Annotated in this window: 16 protein-coding genes and 1 tRNA gene; 5 read left to right on the top strand and 12 right to left on the bottom strand. The window is 69.6% G+C overall.

The annotated features are described in order from the left end of the window. The first annotated feature begins 69 nt into the window (after window positions 1-69). The gene (folD, locus tag ACNI65_RS04795) at window positions 70-927 is read left to right on the top strand and encodes a bifunctional methylenetetrahydrofolate dehydrogenase/methenyltetrahydrofolate cyclohydrolase FolD (RefSeq protein ID WP_416761488.1); all 858 of its coding nucleotides are present in this window, start codon (window positions 70-72) and stop codon (window positions 925-927) included. A 164-nt stretch (window positions 928-1,091) separates the two neighbouring features. Here the strand turns inward: folD and ACNI65_RS04790 are convergent, their stop codons facing one another. After that, window positions 1,092-3,596 (bottom strand): ABC transporter permease, encoded by a 2,505-nt coding sequence (locus tag ACNI65_RS04790; RefSeq protein WP_416763572.1) that lies wholly within the window; start codon window positions 3,594-3,596, stop codon window positions 1,092-1,094. A 232-nt stretch (window positions 3,597-3,828) separates the two neighbouring features. Between ACNI65_RS04790 and ACNI65_RS04785 the strand changes: the two genes are divergently transcribed. Next, window positions 3,829-4,665 (top strand): dioxygenase, encoded by an 837-nt coding sequence (locus ACNI65_RS04785; RefSeq protein WP_416761487.1) that lies wholly within the window; start codon window positions 3,829-3,831, stop codon window positions 4,663-4,665. A 3-nt stretch (window positions 4,666-4,668) separates the two neighbouring features. Here ACNI65_RS04785 and ACNI65_RS04780 read toward each other — a convergent pair whose 3' ends face one another. From ACNI65_RS04780 to ACNI65_RS04740, 9 genes are all read right to left on the bottom strand, one after another. Then, the gene (locus ACNI65_RS04780; protein WP_416761485.1) at window positions 4,669-5,586 is read right to left on the bottom strand and encodes an aspartyl/asparaginyl beta-hydroxylase domain-containing protein; all 918 of its coding nucleotides are present in this window, start codon (window positions 5,584-5,586) and stop codon (window positions 4,669-4,671) included. Between the two features lie 29 nt (window positions 5,587-5,615). Next, window positions 5,616-6,818 (bottom strand): MFS transporter, encoded by a 1,203-nt coding sequence (locus ACNI65_RS04775; RefSeq protein ID WP_416761484.1) that lies wholly within the window; start codon window positions 6,816-6,818, stop codon window positions 5,616-5,618. Window positions 6,819-6,971: 153 nt separating this feature from the next. Then, a tRNA-Gly gene (locus ACNI65_RS04770) sits at window positions 6,972-7,046 on the bottom strand. An 88-nt stretch (window positions 7,047-7,134) separates the two neighbouring features. Then, window positions 7,135-7,875, bottom strand: coding sequence for an SDR family NAD(P)-dependent oxidoreductase (locus tag ACNI65_RS04765; protein ID WP_416763571.1), 741 nt, complete (start codon window positions 7,873-7,875; stop codon window positions 7,135-7,137). 76 nt (window positions 7,876-7,951) lie between these two features. Next, entirely contained in the window at window positions 7,952-8,527 is a 576-nt protein-coding gene (locus ACNI65_RS04760) for a TetR/AcrR family transcriptional regulator (protein WP_416761483.1), read from the bottom strand. Window positions 8,528-8,596: 69 nt separating this feature from the next. Beyond that, complete coding sequence (gene dkgB, locus ACNI65_RS04755) at window positions 8,597-9,412, bottom strand: 2,5-didehydrogluconate reductase DkgB (RefSeq protein WP_416761482.1); 816 nt, start codon at window positions 9,410-9,412, stop codon at window positions 8,597-8,599. Between the two features lie 39 nt (window positions 9,413-9,451). Then, window positions 9,452-10,660, bottom strand: coding sequence for an MFS transporter (locus tag ACNI65_RS04750; RefSeq protein WP_416761481.1), 1,209 nt, complete (start codon window positions 10,658-10,660; stop codon window positions 9,452-9,454). A gap of 109 nt (window positions 10,661-10,769) precedes the next feature. Further along, window positions 10,770-11,090 (bottom strand): helix-turn-helix domain-containing protein, encoded by a 321-nt coding sequence (locus ACNI65_RS04745; RefSeq protein ID WP_416761479.1) that lies wholly within the window; start codon window positions 11,088-11,090, stop codon window positions 10,770-10,772. Further along, window positions 11,062-11,490, bottom strand: coding sequence for a type II toxin-antitoxin system RelE/ParE family toxin (locus ACNI65_RS04740; protein ID WP_416763570.1), 429 nt, complete (start codon window positions 11,488-11,490; stop codon window positions 11,062-11,064). Before ACNI65_RS04740 ends, ACNI65_RS04745 begins: the two co-directional genes overlap by 29 nt. Here ACNI65_RS04740 and ACNI65_RS04735 point away from each other — a divergent pair. Continuing rightward, a complete protein-coding gene (locus tag ACNI65_RS04735; protein WP_416761478.1) occupies window positions 11,413-12,309 on the top strand; it encodes a LysR substrate-binding domain-containing protein in 897 nt (298 codons plus the stop codon). The two genes, ACNI65_RS04740 and ACNI65_RS04735, sit on opposite strands and share 78 nt — an antisense overlap. A gap of 54 nt (window positions 12,310-12,363) precedes the next feature. On the opposite strand, the gene ACNI65_RS04730 is transcribed toward ACNI65_RS04735, so the two are convergent. After that, a complete protein-coding gene (locus ACNI65_RS04730) occupies window positions 12,364-13,842 on the bottom strand; it encodes an NAD-dependent succinate-semialdehyde dehydrogenase (protein WP_416763569.1) in 1,479 nt (492 codons plus the stop codon). 255 nt (window positions 13,843-14,097) lie between these two features. Between ACNI65_RS04730 and alaS the strand changes: the two genes are divergently transcribed. Beyond that, window positions 14,098-16,725, top strand: a complete 2,628-nt coding sequence (gene alaS, locus ACNI65_RS04725) for an alanine--tRNA ligase (RefSeq protein ID WP_416761477.1) — start codon at window positions 14,098-14,100, stop codon at window positions 16,723-16,725. Between the two features lie 183 nt (window positions 16,726-16,908). Further along, window positions 16,909-17,661, top strand: a complete 753-nt coding sequence (locus tag ACNI65_RS04720; RefSeq protein WP_416761476.1) for a UPF0149 family protein — start codon at window positions 16,909-16,911, stop codon at window positions 17,659-17,661. Between the two features lie 42 nt (window positions 17,662-17,703). Here the strand turns inward: ACNI65_RS04720 and ACNI65_RS04715 are convergent, their stop codons facing one another. After that, the gene (locus ACNI65_RS04715) at window positions 17,704-18,351 is read right to left on the bottom strand and encodes a hypothetical protein (RefSeq protein ID WP_416761475.1); all 648 of its coding nucleotides are present in this window, start codon (window positions 18,349-18,351) and stop codon (window positions 17,704-17,706) included. Between the last annotated feature and the right edge of the window lie 23 nt (window positions 18,352-18,374).

Below are 18,374 nucleotides of genomic sequence, written 5' to 3'. Positions count from 1 at the left end.
CCCCCACATCCTCCGAGGCCGCATTCGCGGCCTCTTTGCATTTCTGAACCCGATCCGGAGTACCTCGCCATGACCGCCCAACTGATCGACGGCAACGCCCTGTCCAAGCAACTGCGCGCCGAAGTCGCCACGCGCGCCGCCGCGCTGACCGCCCAGGGCGTGAAGCCTGGACTGGCCGTGGTGCTGGTGGGCGAGAACCCCGCGAGCCAGGTCTACGTGCGCAACAAGGTCAAGGCCTGCGAGGACGCGGGCATGCATTCGGTGCTCGAGAAGTACGCCGACACGATGACCGAGGCGGAGCTGCTCGCACGCGTGGACGCGCTGAACAACGACCCGGCCATCCACGGCATCCTGGTGCAGCTGCCGCTGCCCAAGGGCATCGACGCGCACAAGGTGATCGAGGCGATCGCGCCGGAGAAGGACGTCGACGGCTTCCACGTCGCCAGCGCGGGCGCGCTGATGGTGGGTCAGGACGGCTTCAAGCCCTGCACGCCGTACGGCTGCATGAAGATGCTGGAGTTCATCGGCTACGACCCCAAGGGCAAACACGCCGTGGTGATCGGGCGCAGCAACATCGTGGGCAAGCCGATGGCGATGCTGCTGCTGCAGGCCAATGCGACGGTGACGGTGTGCCACAGCGCGACGCCGGACCTGGCGCACTTCACGCGCCAGGCCGACATCGTCGTGGCCGCGGTGGGCAAGCGCAACGTGCTGACGGCGGACATGGTCAAGCCGGGCGCGGTGGTGCTGGATGTGGGCATGAACCGCACCGACGAGGGCAAGCTGTGCGGTGATGTGGACTTCGACGGCGTGAAGGAAGTCGCCGGCTGGATCACGCCGGTGCCCGGCGGCGTCGGCCCGATGACCATCACCATGCTGCTGGTCAACACGATCGAGTCCGCCGAGCGCGCCGCTGCGGCGCGCTGATCTGATCTACCCCCTCGCCCGCGAAGGAGCGCTGGTCACTCCAAGCCCCCTCGCCCGCGCAGCGGGAGAGGGCGGGGGGTGAGGGCTCTTCGCAGGTATCCCTGCCCTCACACGAGCCCTCACCCCTACCCCTCTCCCGCTACGCAGGCGAGGGGAACATGGGATCAGTTCGTATCCGCCTCACGCAGCGTCTGCACCACCGGACGCTGCAGCACGCCGCGCAGGGCCCACCAGCCCGCGAGCTGAGCGAGCACGGCGCCGCCGATGGTCGTGCCGATCAGCACCCAGGGCTTGAACTGCCATTCGAACTCGAAGGCGTAATGCGTGAGCGCCCAGCCCAGCGCCTGCGCCGCGAGTCCCGCGAGCAGACCGGCGAGCGCGCCCAGGCCCAGCAGCTCCGCGCGCTGCACCGCGGCCATCAGCGCGCTCGACGCGCCGAACGCGCGCATCAACGCGAACTCCCGCGTACGCGCGTCCCGTGAGCCCACCGCCGCCACCAGCAGCACCACCACGCCCAGCGCCAACGCCACCGCGAACAGCAGCTGCACGGCCATGATCACCTGCTCGAGCACGCCCTGGACCTGCTGCAGCTCCGCCGACACGTCGATCAGCGTGAGGTTGGGGAAGGCGTTGACGAGCTTGCGATCCAGCGCCGTCGCCGCGCCCTCGCCCGTGGGCGAGCGGTAGGCCGAGATGTAGCTCACCGGCAGCTCGGGCATGTCCGCGCGCGGATACAGCACGAAGAAGTTGACCCGCATCGACCCCCAGTCCACCTTGCGCAACGAGGTGATCTTCGAATCGACCAGCACGCCGGCGATGTCGAAGCGCATCGTGTCGCCGAGCTTCAACCCGAGCTGATCCGCCAGCCCTTGCTCGACGCTGACGCCCTCCTTCTCCTCGGGGGTCCACTTCCCACCCGAGAGCTGGTTGTGCGACGGCAGCGCCGTGCTGTGGCTCAGGTTGAACTCGCGCTCGACCAGGCGCTGGGCGCGTTCCTCGGTGAAGCGGCTGGCCTGGATGGCCTCGCCGTTGATGGCCACCAGCCGGCCGCGGATCATCGGATACCAGTCGTAGTCCTTGACGCCGGCGCCGTCCAGGTTCGCGCGGAAGCCCGGGCCCTGCTCGGGCTGGATGTTGATGACGAAACGGTCCGGCGCGTTGACCGGCGTGGCGGCGCGCCAGCTCTCGATCAGGTCGGTGCGCATCAGCACCAGCAGCGCCAGCGCCAGCAGCCCCAGCGACAGCGAGCCCACCTGCAGCACGGCGAACGCGGGCCGTGCCGCGACCTGGCGCGTGGCCAGCAGCAGCCAGCGCGGCGCGCCGGCCTGCGGCACGAGCCGTCTCAGCGCGAGCACCGCGCCATACGCGAGCAGCGCGAAGAAGCCCAGCGCCACGGCGAATCCGCCGGTGGCCACCAGGCCCAGGCGCCAGTCGGCCGACAGCGCCGTGAGCACCGCGGCGAAGCCCATCACGCCGGCCAGCAGCACGGCAATGGAGCCCACCTTCGGGCGGCCCAGTTCGCGCCGGATGACGCGCAGCGGCGGCACCGAGGCCAGTTGCAGCACTGGCGGCAAACCGAAGCCCAGCAACAGGCTCATGCCCATGCCCAGGCCCAGCAGCACCGGCCAGATGCCCGGCGCGGGCAGGTCCACCGAGATCAGCCCCGCCAGTAACGCGATGAAGCCGTAATGCAGCAGGAAGCCGAGCAGCACGCCGATGGTGCTGGCCACCAGGCCCACCGTGGCGAACTCCAGCGTGAACACCCAGGCCAGGCGGCGCTGCGGTTGTCCGAGCACGCGCAACATGGCGCAGTCGTCCAGGTGGCGATTGGCGAATTCACGCGCGGCCAGCGCCACCGCGATCGCCGCGAGCAGCGCCGCCAGCAGCGCCACGAGGTTCAGGAACTTGGTCGCGCGGTCCAGCGTCTGGCGCATCTCGGGGCGGCCGGTCTCCAGCGACTCCAGTCGCACGCCGCGCCAGTGGCCGTCCTTCATCTGCTGGCGCGTCTGCGCGGTGAACTGCTGCACCGCCGTGCCCTGCCCCTGGTCCGGACCGATCACCGCGAAGCGGTAGGTCACGCGGCTGGCCGGCTGGATCAGCGCGGTGGCGGCCAGGTCGGACTGCGCCAGCATCACGCGCGGCGCGAAGTTCATGAAACCGGCGCCGCGATCGGGCTCGTTGGCGATCTCACCGGCGATCTTCAGCGTCGCGTCGCCCAGCAGCACCGGGTCGCCGACCTTCAGCCCCAGTGCGCTCAGCACGCCTGGATCCACCCACACCGTGCCCGCCGCCGGCGCGCCGACCTGGCGGCCGTCCTTCAGCGTCAGGCTGCCGCGCAGCGGATAGGTGCTTCCCACCGCCTTGACCGCCACCAGCCGGCTGCCGCCACCCTGGTCCTCGTTGGCGCGGGCCATGCTGGGGAAGTTCAGCGTCTGGACGCTGCGCAGCCGCATCTTGTCGGCCAGCTCGCGCACCGCGGCGGGCGTGGGCTGGTCGCTGGCCACGACCGCGTCGCCGCCCAGCAGCTGGGCCGCGTCGCGGCGCAGGCCCTGGTCGAGCCGGTCCGACAGGAAGGCCACCGCGCAAACGGCGGCCACGGCCAGCATCAGCGCCAGCACGAGCAGGTGGAGCTCCCCGGCCCGCGCGTCGCGCCAGGTCTGCAGGCCCATCTGGCGCCACAGCGATGGCGGACGGCGTCCGGTGGTGGAGTCGGCGGCCGGACGGGCCGAGGCGCCCCCGGCGGTGCCGGCGGACGTGGAGGACGGATGCGCGCTCATGGGCGGACTGTAGCGAACCGCATGCCCGCGCGCTGGCGTGGAGCGGTGGTCATGCAATCGGCTTGAACAGTCCGTGCAACCGGTTTTGACGATGCGGCGTGGCGGGAGGCGTTCAATGAAGGCCATGAACACCGTCTTCCCTCCCCTCTTCGTGTCGCACGGCTCCCCGATGATCGCGCTGGAGCCGGGCGAGACCGGCGCCTTCCTGCGCCGCCTGGGCCAGGCGCTGGACGCCGGCTGGGGCCGGCCGCGCGCCGTGCTGGCGATCTCCGCGCACACTACCGCGCGTCAGGCGGTGCTGCTGGGCACCGACCGCCACGAGGCCGTCTACGACTTCGGCGGCTTCCCGCCCGCGCTCTCCGCGCTGCGTTACGACGCGCCGGGGGATCGCGCGCTGGCCGAGCAACTGGGCGAGACGCTGTCGCTGCCCGTGTTCGACCACGGCGGCCTGGATCACGGCATCTGGACCGCGCTGCGTTACCTGTACCCGGACGCCGACGTGCCGGTGATTCCGCTGACGCTGACGCCGCACGCCACACCCGAGCAGCTGATCGCACTGGGCGAGAAGCTCCAGGCGCTGTCGCACGAGGGCGTGCTGGTGCTGGGCACCGGCAGCATCACGCACAACCTGCGGCTGCTGACGCGCTCGGCGATCACCGGGACGGCCGCCGGCGACGGCGTGCCGGAGATGCCTGAATCGGCCGCGTTCCGGACCTGGTTCGCGGAACGCTCCGCGGAGAAGGACTGGGCGGCGCTGGCCGACTATCGGGCGCAGGCGCCGCACGCCGTGCGCATGCATCCCACCGACGAGCACCTGCTGCCCTGGTACGTCGCGGCAGGCGCGGGCGGCCGCGACGAGGCGCCCGTGCGCCTCCACGACGGCGTCACCTTCGGCGCGCTGGGCATGGACGCCTACGCGTTCGGCGCGCAGGCGCCGGCGGTGGTCAAGGCGCTCGGCTGAGGCTCAGATGAAGATCGCCGCGAGGATCCCCAGGATCAGCGCCCACTTCACGATGTAGTAGCCGGTGCGCGATCTCGCCTTGAACGCCTTGAAGAACAGGCGGACCTTGTACGCGTGATAGAAGAACTTGTTGAGCCCGCCGATGGGCTCGCTCTCCAGGTTCTGCGTGGCGGCGGAGGTCATCACCAGCTTGCCGAAGGCGCGGTTGAGCCAGCGGATCGGCGCGAAATGGACGGGACGCTCCACGTCGCAGAACAGGATCACGCGCTGATGCGTGGTCGTGTTCTCGGCGTAATGGATGAAGGTCTCGTCGAACATCACGTCCTCGCCGTCCTTCCAGTGGTACTTCTCGCCGTCGACGTCGATGTAGCAGCCCGGGTCATTGGGCGTGGTCAGGCCCAGGTGGTAACGCAGCGAGCCGGCGTACGGGTCGCGGTGACGCACCAGCTTGGCGCCCGGGGGCAGCGACGCGAACATGGCCGCCTTCACGCCGGGGATGCGCTTGAGCAGCGCCACGGTCTGCGGGCACAGCGCGTTGGCCGAGTCCATGTCCCGGTCATACCACTTCAGGTAGAAGCGCTTCCAGCCGGTTCTGAAGAACGAGTTGAAGCCGATGTCGTTGTAGCCGGACGCGGCCTTGATGTAGCCCTCGTCATTGAGCTTGAGCGCCTCGTCGCGGATGACCTGCCAGTTGTCGCGCAGCAGCTGGAGCTCGGGGAACTGGGCGGTCTTCAGGTAGGGCGTGGCCGGGGCGCGCGAGAACAGGTACATCACCGCGTTGATCGGCGAGATCAGCACGGTGAAATCGGTCAGCGCGCGCGCCAGCTTGAAGCGGACGCGACCGCGGAAGTGCGCATACAGCGCCGAGGCGATGAAGATCGCCAGCACCCAGTAACGCGTGGGCGGCAGCCATTCGGCCATGTGCGGGACTCCTGGAGAGAAGCCGCGGATTATCGGCGATCGAGCGCCAGCGACACGCCCCAGAACGCCAATCCCCCGAAGGCCAGGGCGACACCCACCCATCCGGTGGAGGTCCAGCCGTAGCCGGCGGCGATGGCCAGGCCGCCCAGCCAGGGGCCCAGCGCGTTGGCCGCGTTGAAGGCCGAGTGGTTCAGCGCGGCGGCGAGGGTCTGGGCCTCGCCGGCGACGTCCATGAGGCGCGTCTGCAGCACGGCGCCCAGCCCACCGCCGCAGCCGATCAGGAACACGACCGGCAGCAGCGTCCACAGGCTGCCGGCGGCGAACGGGTACAGCGCCAGCGATGCTGCGCTCCACAGCAGCAATCCCCCGACGGTGGGCATCAGCGCCCGATCGGCAGCCCAGGCCGAGACCAGCGTCCCGGCCGTCATGCCCATGCCGAACACGCTCAGCACCAGCGGGAGCATGCCGGGGCCGGTGCGGGTGACCTCGAGCAGCGTCGAGCCCAGGTAGGTGTACACGGCGAACATGCCGCCGAAGCCGATGGTGGCGATGCCCAGCGTGAGCCAGACCTGGCGGCGGCCGAGGGCGCCGAGTTCCCGCATGGCGCTGGCGCCGGGGCGGACGCGGTCACGCGGGGCGTGCATCGCCACGAGCGCGGCGGTGAGCAGCGCCAGCAGGGTGACGACGCCGAAGCCCCATCGCCAGCCGGCCCACTGGCCCAGTCCGTTGGCCAGCGGCACGCCGACGATGGTCGCGACGGTGAGGCCCAGCATCATGAGGCTGACCGCCTGGGCGCGGCGCGCGGGCGCGACGAGCGACGCCGCCACCAGCGCGCCCACGCCGAAGTAGGCGCCATGCGGCAGGCCGCTGAGGAAGCGGAAGAGCAGCATCGCGTGGTAGGACGGCGCGATCGCGCTCAGGCCGTTGCCCACGGCGAAGGCGAGCATCAGCGCGATCAGCAGCGTGCGGCGCGGCACCTTGGCGCCGAGGACGGCCAGCAGCGGCGCGCCGACGACGACGCCGAGCGCGTAGGCGCTGATGACGTGGCCGGCGGCGGGGGCGTCGATGCCGAGGTCGGGCGCGAAGAAGGGCACGAGGCTCATCGCGGCGAACTCGGTGGTGCCGATCGCGAAGCCTCCGATGGCCAGGGCCAGCAGCGCCCATCCGGTGTGCACGGCGGGTGCGGGATCGTCGGTGAGCTCGGAGGAAGGGATCGGTGGGGCGGCGGACATGTCGGACTGCTGAAAGGAAACGTTCAGAAAACGTTCAGCATTCCAACATGAATCGGCGCGGGATCGGGGTGCAGGGGCGCTGAGGAGCGCCCGCCACCGCCAGACAGTCGAATCGCGAACTCGAGTGGCAGAGTCGGCGCGTGGCGTGGGCGGTGGAGCGGGCGAAGGGAGTCGAACCCTCGTCATTGGCTTGGGAAGCCAAGGTAATAGCCGTTATACGACGCCCGCGGTGAGCGCGGATTATGGCCCAAGCGGCGACCTGCGCCGGGAGACGGCCCCGTCGACAGTCCCACCCGGGCAGACCGGTCGCCCGGCCTCAGAGCACGTATCCGCCGTCGATCGTCAGGCTCGCGCCCGTCATGTAGCCCGACTCCGGCCCCGCCAGGAAGGACACCAGCGCGCCGATCTCGCCCGGACGGCCCATGCGCCCCAGCCGCAGCTTGTCCTGCAGGTACTCGGCGAACGGCGCGGTCATGTCGGTCTCGATCGGACCGGGTTGCACGTTGTTGACCGTGATCGCGTGCGGCGCCAGGTCCAGCGCCAGGTTCTGGACCATCGCCGCCACCGCCGCCTTCGTCATCGCGTACACGCTGCTGCCCGCCGTGCCAGTGCGGATCGCCGTGTTGCTGCCGATCGTGATCACCCGGCCGCCGTCGTGCATCCGCGCCACCGCCGCCTGGATCGCCAGGAACACGCCGCGCACGTTCACCCTCAGCGACAGGTCCAGGTCCTCGGTCGACACCGCGTCCACCGTGCCGTGCCGCAGCACGCCCGCGTTGACGACGACCGCATCCAGCGGCCCCAGCCGCTCGACGGCCTGATCCACGGCCGCGCGGATCTCGGCGTCCTTGGCGCTGTCGGCCCGGATCGCCAGCCCGCGTCCGCCGGCGGACTCCACCGCCGCCACCGCGGCCTGCGCCGCATCGGGCCGCGACACGTAGGTCAGTGCCACGTCAAACCCGTCGCGGGCGAGCCGCTCCACAATCCCCGCGCCAATCCCGCGGGAGCCGCCAAACACCAGCGCGACACGCCTCGCCTTGCTCTGTTCCGTCGTCATTGCCATTCACCCTTCTTCGGTTCAATCACCGCTTTACTGGAACGTTCGTTCCACAATCAGCCAAAAAAAGGCAGGCTCATCTCAGAGCCTGCAGCGACAGCCGCGCCAACGCGCGCAACTCGGTTTCGCCCGCGCCACCGCGCGCGGTGAGGCGCAGCGCGGCGATCTGCGCGAACACGAAGGACACGGCCACCTTCGGATCCAGCGACGCGGACAGCTCGCCGTCCGCCTGCGCCTGCCGCACCCGCTCCAGCAGCGCGGCCTGCAGCGCCTGCCCGGCAGGCGCGCGCACCTCGATCAGTTCGGCACTGCCCTCGCTGTCGGTGCCGAACTCCTGCACCGACCCGACGCCCAGGCAGGGTTGATGGGCCGTGGCGGCCACGCGCTTGAACAGCCGCTCCAGGCCGTCCATCGCGGTCTTGCCCGTGCGCAGCGCCTTCAGGTGCTCACCGGTCTCGTCCTCGGCGTATCGGCCCAGCGCCGCGCAGTACAAGGGCCACTTGCCCCCGTAGGTGTTGTAGAGGCTCTGCTTGCCGATCCCCATCGCGCTGGTCAGCATCTCGGCGGAGCTGCCCGCGTACCCGTGCTCGCGGAACACCGCCACCGCGGCGTCCAGTGCCTCGTCCGGATCGAATTGCTTGGGTCGTCCCATGCGCCGGACTGTAGCCATTCTGGAATGACCGTTCCAGATATGAGGACTTGTGTCGCCCGACCGCTCGGCTCAGTCCCAGGCCGGCGCGAAGTCCGGATCGGCGAGCCGTTCGCCGCGGTCCAGCGTGGCGATGCGGGCCATGTCCGACTCGCTCAGGCGCAGCGTCCCGGCCTGCAGGTTCGCGGCCTGGTTGGCCGGTTTCGTCGACGAGGGAATCACCGTGAAGCCCTGCTGCAGCAGCCAGGCCAGCGATACCTGCGCCGGCGTCGTGCGATGCGCCGCGGCGATGTCGCGCATCACCGGGTCGGTCATCACCTTGCCGTAGGCCAGCGGCATGTAGGCCGTCAGGTGAAGACCCTGCGATCGCGCGAACTCGACCACCGCGCGGTTCTGCAGGAACGGGTGGATCTCGACCTGGTTGGTCGCGAGCGCTTCCACGCCGACGAGCTCGATCGCCTCGCGCATCTGCGCGACGGTGAAGTTGGACAGACCGATCTCACGCGTCAGCCCGAGGCGCTTCGCCTCGACCAGCGCCTCCAGCGTGTCCTTGAGCGGCACCGCGCCGCCGGGCGACGGCCAATGGATCAGCGTCAGGTCGACCGCATCCATGCACAGCTTGCTCAGGCTCTCGCGCAGGCTGGGCATCAGGCGGTCACCCGCCAGCGATTCGGTCCAGATCTTGGTCGTGACGAAGAGCTCGGCGCGAGGGACGCCGCTCTCAGCGATCGCCTGGCCGACCTCGGCCTCGTTGCCGTAGATCTGCGCGGTGTCGATGTGGCGATAACCGAGCGACAGACCGCTCTTGACGGCGTCGATCACCGTCTGGTCCTTCAGGCGGAAGGTGCCGAGGCCGAGCGCGGGCATCGGGATGGAAGGCGTGTTCATGGGGAACTCCGGGAGAAGAAGATGTGAGAAGCCATTGGCTCAATGCCCGACGACGACGGGCGCGGCGCCCGGCGCGCGGCGCGGCAGCGGGAATCGGCGGTCCAGGCGGCCGGCCAGCACGGTCAGCGCGAAGGCGCCCAGCACCACGATCGCGCCGATCCACGGCGTGTGCATCAGGCCAAGCCGCTCCACGATCAGTCCACCGCCCCAGGCGCCACCGGCGATGCCCAGGTTGAACGCGGCGATGTTCAGGCCCGAGGCCACATCCACCGCCTTGGGCGCGTGGGCCTCGGCCTGCTGCACGACGTAGAGCTGCAGGCCCGGCACGTTGCCGAAGGCGAAGGCGCCCCAGGCCAGCACGGTCAGCACGGCGGCGATCGGAGACGACGCGGTCACGCTCAGCACGAACAACACGGCGGCCAGGCCCAGGAAGATCAGCTTGAGCGCGCCGACGGGGCCGCGCCTGTCGGCGAGCTTGCCGCCCCACACATTGCCGACGGCCACCGACACGCCGTACACGAGCAGCACCAGGCTGACGCCGTTGGCCGAGATGCCGCTGACCTGTTGCAGGATCGGCGCGAGGTAGGTGAAGGCGATGAACGATCCGCCGTAACCCACCGCCGTCATCGCGTAGACGAGCAGCAGGCGCGGCTGGCGCAGCGGCTCGAGCTGGTGCAGCAGGCTGGCCGGCGCCGGCTGGGCGAGCTTGCGCGGCACGAAGACCAGGCTGGCGACGAAGGCGATCAGGCCCAGCGCGGCCACGGCGAGGAAGGTCGCGCGCCAGCCGAAGTGCTGGCCGACGAAGGTGCCCAGCGGCACGCCGGTGACCAGCGCGACGGTCAGGCCCGAGAACATCGTCGCGATGGCGCTGGCGGCCTTCTCGCGCGGGACCAGGCTGGTGGCGATCGTCGAGCCGATCGAGAAGAACACGCCGTGTGCCAGGCCGGTCAGCACGCGGGCGAGGACCAGCGCGCCATAGCCGGGCGCGAGCCACGCCAGCAGGTTGCCCGCGGTGAACAGCAGCATCAGCGCGAGCAGCAGCTGCTTGCGCGGCCAGCGGCCCGACAGCGCGGTGAGCACCGGCGCGCCGATGGCCACGCCCAGCGCGTAGAGCGAGACCAGCAGGCCCGCGGAGGGCAGGCTGACGCCGAGGTCGGCGGCCATGGTCGGGATCAGGCCCACGATGACGAATTCCGTGGTCCCGATGGCGAAGGCGCTGACGGTCAGCGCCCACAGGGCGATCGGCATGATGAGGCTCCTGGAATCAGGGGAAGTTGACGAATGGCCGCCAGTGTGCGCATCCATCGCTTTCCTAAAAAGCCTCGATTTGACAAATGATTATTGAATCAAACGCAAATCATCCACCGCACAACGTGTCCACGCCGCGATCCCTCACGAGCTGCAGCAGCTTCAGCTCCGGTCCTCGTGGTCGGGCCAACCCCTCTTCCCAGCGCTTCACCAGTCGGTGCGTCGTGTTGAGCAACCGTGCCATCGTGTGGACGTCCACGTCCGACACCTCGCGAATCCGCCGGATTTCTTCCGGCGGGAAGAACTCGGGCAAGGGGCAGCAGATCCGCTCGAATTCCCGTCGCTTCTCATCGCTCATCAGGCCGTGGTCATTGAAGCGTCGCGCCCATGCCAGCACATTCTCAAGAGTCTGCGATTTCCGTTTGCGCATCACAACCCACCTCCATCACATCATCACGGTCGAGTGACCGCTTCAGTTCAGCTGCATCCATCGAGAGCAAGCACATGCCCTGCTCCTTGCAGGCCCGCAGTTCGGGCGGCAGCAAGTTGGACTTCTCGTTCTTCGCGTACCCCTCAATGAAGAACCAGGGGCCCATCTGTCGATGAGCGACCACCACGCGAAATCCACCTTGCTTGCCAGCACCGGATCGTGCGATCCGCTTCTTGAGCAGTCCATGACCGAGATCTGCATCGATCAGGCCACGTGACATTTCCGCCACGGCGTGACATAGCTCGGGCGATGATCTCCCCCCATGAAAAGCTCCCTCGACGAACTCGCCGTGCTTGCTGCCATCGTGGACGCGGGCTCCATCAGCGCGGCGGCCGAGCAGCTCGGGCAGACCGTCTCCGCCGTCAGCCGCTCGCTCAGCCGGCTCGAGCACAAGCTCGGCACCACGCTGATGCGGCGCTCGACTCGGCGCCTGGAACTCACCGAGGAAGGCCAGTTCTTCCTCGCCCGCGCCCGCAAGGTGCTAGCCGCCGTCGAGGACGCCGAGGAGCAGCTCGCCCTGCGTCGCGACCAGCCCGCCGGCCGTCTGCGCGTGAACGCCGCCTCGCCCTTCATGCTCCACGTGCTGGTGCCGCTGATCGGCGGCTTCCGCGCGCGGTATCCGCAGATCGAGCTCGAGCTCAACAGCAGCGACCAGATCATCGACCTGCTGGAGCAGCGCACCGACGTCGCCCTGCGCATCGGCACACTGGCCGATTCCACGCTGAACGCCCGCCCGCTGGGCAGCTTCCGGCTGCGCGTGCTCGCCAGTCCCGACTACCTCGCAGAACGCGGCAAGCCGACCAGGGTGGAAGCGCTCCAGGGACACGCGCTGCTCGGCTTCACCGCGCCGGAGAGCCTCAACACCTGGCCCCTGCGCTGGGCCGGCGGCGAGGGCTATCCGATCCAGGCGTCGCTGAGCGCCTCATCGGGCGAGACGCTGCGCCAGCTGGCACTCGCGGGCCAGGGCCTGGTGACGCTGTCGGATTTCATGACCGCGCGGGACCGCGCGGACGGCACGCTGGTGCAGGTTCTCGCCGCGCACACCGTCGACACGCGCCAGCCGGTGCACGCGGTCTACTACCGCAACACCGCGCTGGCCTCGCGCATCAGCTGCCTCCTGGACTACCTCGCCGTCGAGATGGCCAAGCTCAGCGCCTGAGCCGCTTCTGTGGCCTCGGCCGGTCAGGCCGCGTTGGCGCCGGGGACCGCGCCCTCACTTGTTGAGATCGCCGATGCACAGGTACTTGGTCTCGACGTACTCGTCGATGCCCTGGTGACCGCCCTCGCGGCCCAGGCCCGACTGCTTGACGCCGCCGAAGGGCACCTCCGCCGTCGAGATCAGCCCCGTGTTGATGCCCACCATGCCGTACTCCAGGCCCTCGGACACCCGCGTGATGCGTCCGATGTCGCGGCTGTAGAAGTAGCTCGCCAGGCCGAACTCGGTCGCGTTGGCCAGTGCGACGCCCTCGGCCTCGCTGCCGAAGCGGAACACCGGCGCCACCGGGCCGAAGGTCTCCTCGCGCGCGCACAGCATGTCCGGGCCCGCCTCCGACAGCACCGTCGGCTGGAAGAAGCGGTCCTGCAGGCGCGCGCCGCCCACCAGCACCTTCGCGCCCTTGGCCACCGCATCGGCGATGTGGCGCTCGACCTTCTCCACCGCCGCGTCCTCGATCAGCGGCCCTTGCGTCACGCCCGGCTCGAAGCCGTTGCCGACCTTGAGCGTGCCCACCTTCTCCGCCAGCTTGGCCACGAACGCGTCGTACACACCCGCCTGCACGTAGAGCCGGTTCGCGCACACGCAGGTCTGGCCGGCGTTGCGGAACTTGCTGGCGATCGCGCCCTCCACGGCGCTGTCCAGGTCCGCGTCGTCGAAGACCAGGAACGGCGCGTTGCCGCCCAGCTCCAGCGACAGCTTCTTGATCGACGGCGCGCTCTGCGCCATCAGGATGCGGCCGACCTCGGTCGAGCCGGTGAACGACAGGTGGCGCACCACGTCGCTGTCGCACAGCGTCTTGCCGATGGCGATCGAGTGCTCGCCGTCGCCGGTGATCACGTTCAGCACCCCGGCGGGCATGCCGGCGCGCTGCGCCAGTTCCGCCGCGGCCAGCGCGGTCAGCGGCGTCTGCTCCGCGGGCTTGATCACCACCGGGCAGCCGGCGGCCAGCGCCGGCGCCACCTTGCGGGTGATCATCGCCAGCGGGAAATTCCACGGCGTGATGGCCGCGCACACGCCCACCGGCTGCTTGATCACCATGTAGCGCTTGGTCGCGTCGGTCGACGGCACCGTCTCGCCGCGCACGCGCTTGGCCTCCTCGGCGAACCACTCGACGAAGCTCGCGCCGTAGACGATCTCGCCGCGCGCCTCCGCCAGCGGCTTGCCCTGCTCCGCCGTCAGCACGCGGGCGAGGTCGTCCGCGTGCGCGATCAGCAGGTGGTACCAGCGCATCAGGATGGCGGCGCGTTCCTTGGCGGTCTTGGCGCGCCAGGCCGGCCACGCGGCATTGGCGGCGGTGATCGCGGCGTCCGCCTCGGAGGGCCCCAGGTTGGCCACATGCGTGAGCACCCCGCCGGTGGCGGGATCGACGACGTCGAAACGGCTCGCCCCGCCCACCCATTCGCCGTTGATCAGCGCATCGGTCTTGAGCAGGCTCGGATCCTTGAGCTGCGCCAGCGGGGAGGTCTTGGGGTCGATCGTCGCCATGTCGGTTCTCCGGGGAAGACTGGCATCCTAGCGGCGGCTTGGCGCCCGCCCTGTCATCGCCGCGTCAATGGCGCCCAGTGAAGTGCCAGCGAGGCGCGGCTCCTATAAAATCGAAAGCTTCGCGAAATCAAGTGCTTGCGGTCTTGCGACCGGCAAACCGCAGGCCCGCGTGGACACCCCCTGTTTCATGTCGCAGCGACATCTGCGCCACACCGACCCGCCAGGCCCATCAAGCAAAGGACAGGCATGAAAGCCGCTGAGATCCGCAACACCTTCCTGAAGTTCTTCGAATCCAAGGGCCACCAGATCGTCGCGTCCAGCCCGGTCGTGCCCGGCGACGACCCGACCCTGCTGTTCACCAACGCGGGGATGAACCAGTTCAAGGACGTGTTCCTGGGCTTCGACAAGCGCGCCTACACCCGCGCCACGACCGCGCAGAAGTGCATCCGCGCCGGCGGCAAGCACAACGACCTGGACAACGTCGGCTACACCGCGCGCCACCACACCTTCTTCGAGATGCTGGGCAACTTCAGCTTCGGCGACTACTTCAAGAAGGACGCGATCGCCTATGCCTGGGAACTGCTGACCCAGCACTTCAAGCTGCCCGCGGACAAGCTCTGGGTCACCGTCTACTCCGAGGACGACGAGGCCTACGAGATCTGGAACAAGGACATCGGCGTGCCCGCCGAGCGCATCGTGCGCATCGGCGACAACAAGGGCGGCCGCTACATGTCCGACAACTTCTGGATGATGGGCGACACGGGCCCCTGCGGCCCCTGCACCGAGATCTTCTACGACCACGGTCCCGACGTCGCCGGCGGCCCCCCGGGCTCGCCCGACGAGGACGGCGACCGCTACATCGAGATCTGGAACAACGTCTTCATGCAGTTCAACCGCACCGAAGACGGCGTGATGCACAAGCTGCCCAAGCCCAGCGTCGACACCGGCATGGGCATGGAGCGCCTGGCCGCGGTGCTGCAGCATGTGCACTCGAACTACGAGATCGACCTGTTCGTGAACCTGCTGGCCGCGGCCCGCGAGGCCGTCTCGGGCGCCGGTGCCGTCGGCTACGACGTCGACTCGCCCTCGCTGAAGGTCATCGCCGACCACATCCGCGCGTGCTCGTTCACCGTCGTCGACGGCGTGATTCCGGGCAACGCCGGCCGCGGCTACGTGCTGCGCCGCATCGCCCGCCGCGCGATCCGCCATGGCTACAAGCTCGGCGCGCGCACGCCGTTCTTCCACAAGCTGGTCGCCGCGCTGGCCAAGGAGATGGGCGACGCCTATCCGGAACTGCGCCGCGAGGAAGCCCGCGTCACCGAGGTGCTGAAGCAGGAAGAGGAACGCTTCTTCAAGACCATCGCCACGGGCATGGAGCTGCTGGAATCGGCGCTGGCCAATGGCGCGAAGCAGGTCGACGGCGAGACCGCCTTCAAGCTGCACGACACCTACGGCTTCCCGGTCGACCTGACCGCCGACGTCTGCCGCGAGCGCGGCATGACCGTCGATGAAGCGGGCTTCCAGCGCCTGCTCGAGGAGCAGCGCGCGCGCGGCCGCAACGCCGGCAAGTTCAAGATGTCGCAGGGCCTGGCCTACACCGGCGGCGCGACCACGTTCCACGGCTATGAGCACCTGTCCCGCGAGGACGCCAAGGTCGTCGCGCTGTACATCGACGGTTCTCCGGTGCAGAGCGCCGACGCGGGCGACGATGTGGTGGTCGTGCTGGACCACACGCCCTTCTACGCCGAGAGCGGCGGTCAGGTCGGTGACTCGGGTGAACTGCGCAACGCGACCACGCGCCTGGTCGTCGACGACACGCTGAAGATCCAGGCCGACGTGTTCGGCCACCACGCGCAGGTCGCCGAGGGCACGGTCAAGGTCGGCGACAGCTTCGTCGCCAAGGTCGACGCCGAACGCCGCGCCCGCACGGTCCGCAACCACAGCGCGACCCACCTGATGCACAAGGCGCTGCGCGAGGTGCTGGGCGCGCACGTCCAGCAGAAGGGCTCGCTGGTCGATGCCGACCGGACCCGATTCGACTTCGCCCACACCGGACCGATGACGGCCGAGGAGATCCGCAAGGTCGAGGACCTGGTGAACGCGGAGATCCTGGCGAACGCCGCGGCCAACGCCGCCGTGATGCCCATCGACGACGCGCAGAAGTCCGGCGCGATGATGCTCTTCGGCGAGAAGTACGGCGACGAGGTGCGCGTGCTGACCATCGGCTCCAGCAAGGAGCTGTGCGGCGGCACCCACGTCGAGCGCACCGGCGACATCGGCGTGTTCAAGATCGTGTCCGAGGGCGGCACGCAAGCGGGCGTGCGCCGCGTCGAGGCCATCACCGGCAGCAACGCGCTGGCCTACCTGCAGTCGCTGGAGTCCACCGTCGACCAGGTCGCCGGCACGCTCAAGACGACCGTGGCCGAGGTGCCGGCCCGCCTGGGCGCGGTGCTGGACCACGTCAGGCAGCTCGAGAAGGAAATCGAGAAGCTCAAGGGCAAGCTCGCTTCCGCGCAAGGCGACGAGCTGCTGTCGCAGGCGGTCGACGTCAAGGGCCTGAAGGTGCTGGCGGCCACGCTGGTCGGCGCCGACGCCAAGACGCTGCGCGAGACCATGGACAAGCTCAAGGACAAGCTCAAGACCGCGGCCATCGTGCTGGCGGCCGTGGACGGCGACAAGGTCCAGATCGCCGCGGGCGTGACCGCCGACAGCATCGGCAAGGTCAAGGCCGGCGAGCTGGTCAACTTCGTCGCGCAGCAGGTCGGTGGCAAGGGCGGCGGCAAGCCGGACATGGCCATGGCCGGCGGCACCGATGCCAAGGGCCTGCCCGCCGCGCTGGCCAGCGTGCAGGCCTGGGTCGGCGAACGCGTCTGATCGTCATGTCGATCCGGTCCGTTCAAGGCGGGGACGTCCTGACACGGATCGGGCGCAGACTTCAGGCCTCGGGGTGCTGGGCGGTCATTGAACCGCCAGCGCCGCGGGCCTGACGAACATCTCAGCAAGGGCCCCGGTCGGGCCCTTGTGCTTTCTCATGCATTCACGCAACTGGAGTACCTCATGACTGACACCCCGATGGACGACGACTTCGGCGCCGCGATCGACGTCGAGAACGCGCAACGCCTCGGCGAGCTGCTGGCCGTGCTGGCCGGCCAGGCGGACCCCGACGCCCCCGCGATCACGCTGGACACGCTGGACGGCTACCTGACCGCGCTGCGCGTGGGTCCGACCGACGCCGCGCCGATCCAGGCGATGGACGCCCTGTTCGGCGACGACTGGCCCGCCAGCCTGGACGAGCAGGACATGACGGACGCCTTCATGGAAGCGCTGCATGTGCGCTGGAACGAGATCGGCGACAGCCTCGATCCCCAGCCGCTGCTGGAGTCGCCGGAGCAGATGCACCTGATGCCGCTGATCTCCGAGTTCGACGAGGAGACCAAGGCCGAGCTGGTCGCGCAGGGCGCGATCACCGCCGAGCTGCTGGAGCGCATGCCCGCGCCCGGCGCGATGTGGGCGCAAGGCTTCCTGCAGGCCGTCGACGACACGCATGCCTGGGAACTGCCCGCGGGCGACGGCGCCGATGACCTGAAGCTGATGATTGCCGCGATCGACGCGGTGACGCTGGCCGAGGACGCGACGCCCCGCGCCGAGTACATCGCCCAGGCCTACGAGGAACCCGAGGGCATCGACCAGAACGCGCTGATCGATGACATGCTGTTCACGGTGCAGGACCTGCGCCTGTTCTGGATGCAGCAGCGCACGCTCAAGGACGCGATCGCCGGGCTGACCTCGGCCAACGACTCGACGCATTGAGCATGCAGCATTGAGCGTCGGCCTGTCCCGCCCTGGTCAGCTTCAGGGCTTGGGCAGCGCGCGGATGTCCGAGGCCGACGGCGTCGGCAGATGCGCGGCCGGCGGCTTCGGCGTCTTGGGCGCGGGGGCCGAGGCGGCCTTCGCCGCGTGCGCGGCCTGCTGCTCGCTGGCCTTGCGCTGACGCTCCTGCGCCTTCACACGGCGCTCGCTTGCCGCCTCGCGGCGCTTGGCGGCCTCGGCCTTGGCCTCGGCTTCCTGACGCGCCTCGCGGCGCTGATGCAGCTCGGGATTGGCGCGCGGCGTGCGTGCGCCAGGCACCGCGGGCGCGGACGCCGGCTGCACCGATTCCCGCACCGACTCAGTCTTGCGACGCGCCTCGTCCTGCGCGGCGTCGCGCTCCTTCTCCTGCACCCGTTCACGCGCGGCCGCCGCGCGGCGCTGGCGTTCCTCGGCATTGAGCTGGTGCTCGACCCGGTCCAGCGGGCGCAGCGCGCGGATGCGCTCGTCGCGCGCCTCCTCCAGGCAGCCGGTGACGACGAAACGCTGGTTGCAATCCTTCAGCTTGGCCTGGTAGGTCTGCTCGATCCGGGTGCGGGCGGCGTCGATCTCGGCGCGCGTCATCTCGGCCGCGCACACGGCGGCGGTCGAGGAAGCCAGGGTCACCAGAACGAGAACGGGGCGGAAAGTCATGGGCGCGATCATCGCATCCGCCG

The organism is Roseateles sp. So40a, assembly GCF_048081605.1.
Taxonomy (GTDB): Bacteria; Pseudomonadota; Gammaproteobacteria; order Burkholderiales; family Burkholderiaceae_C; genus Roseateles.
This window is presented reverse-complemented; position numbering and strand designations above follow the sequence as displayed.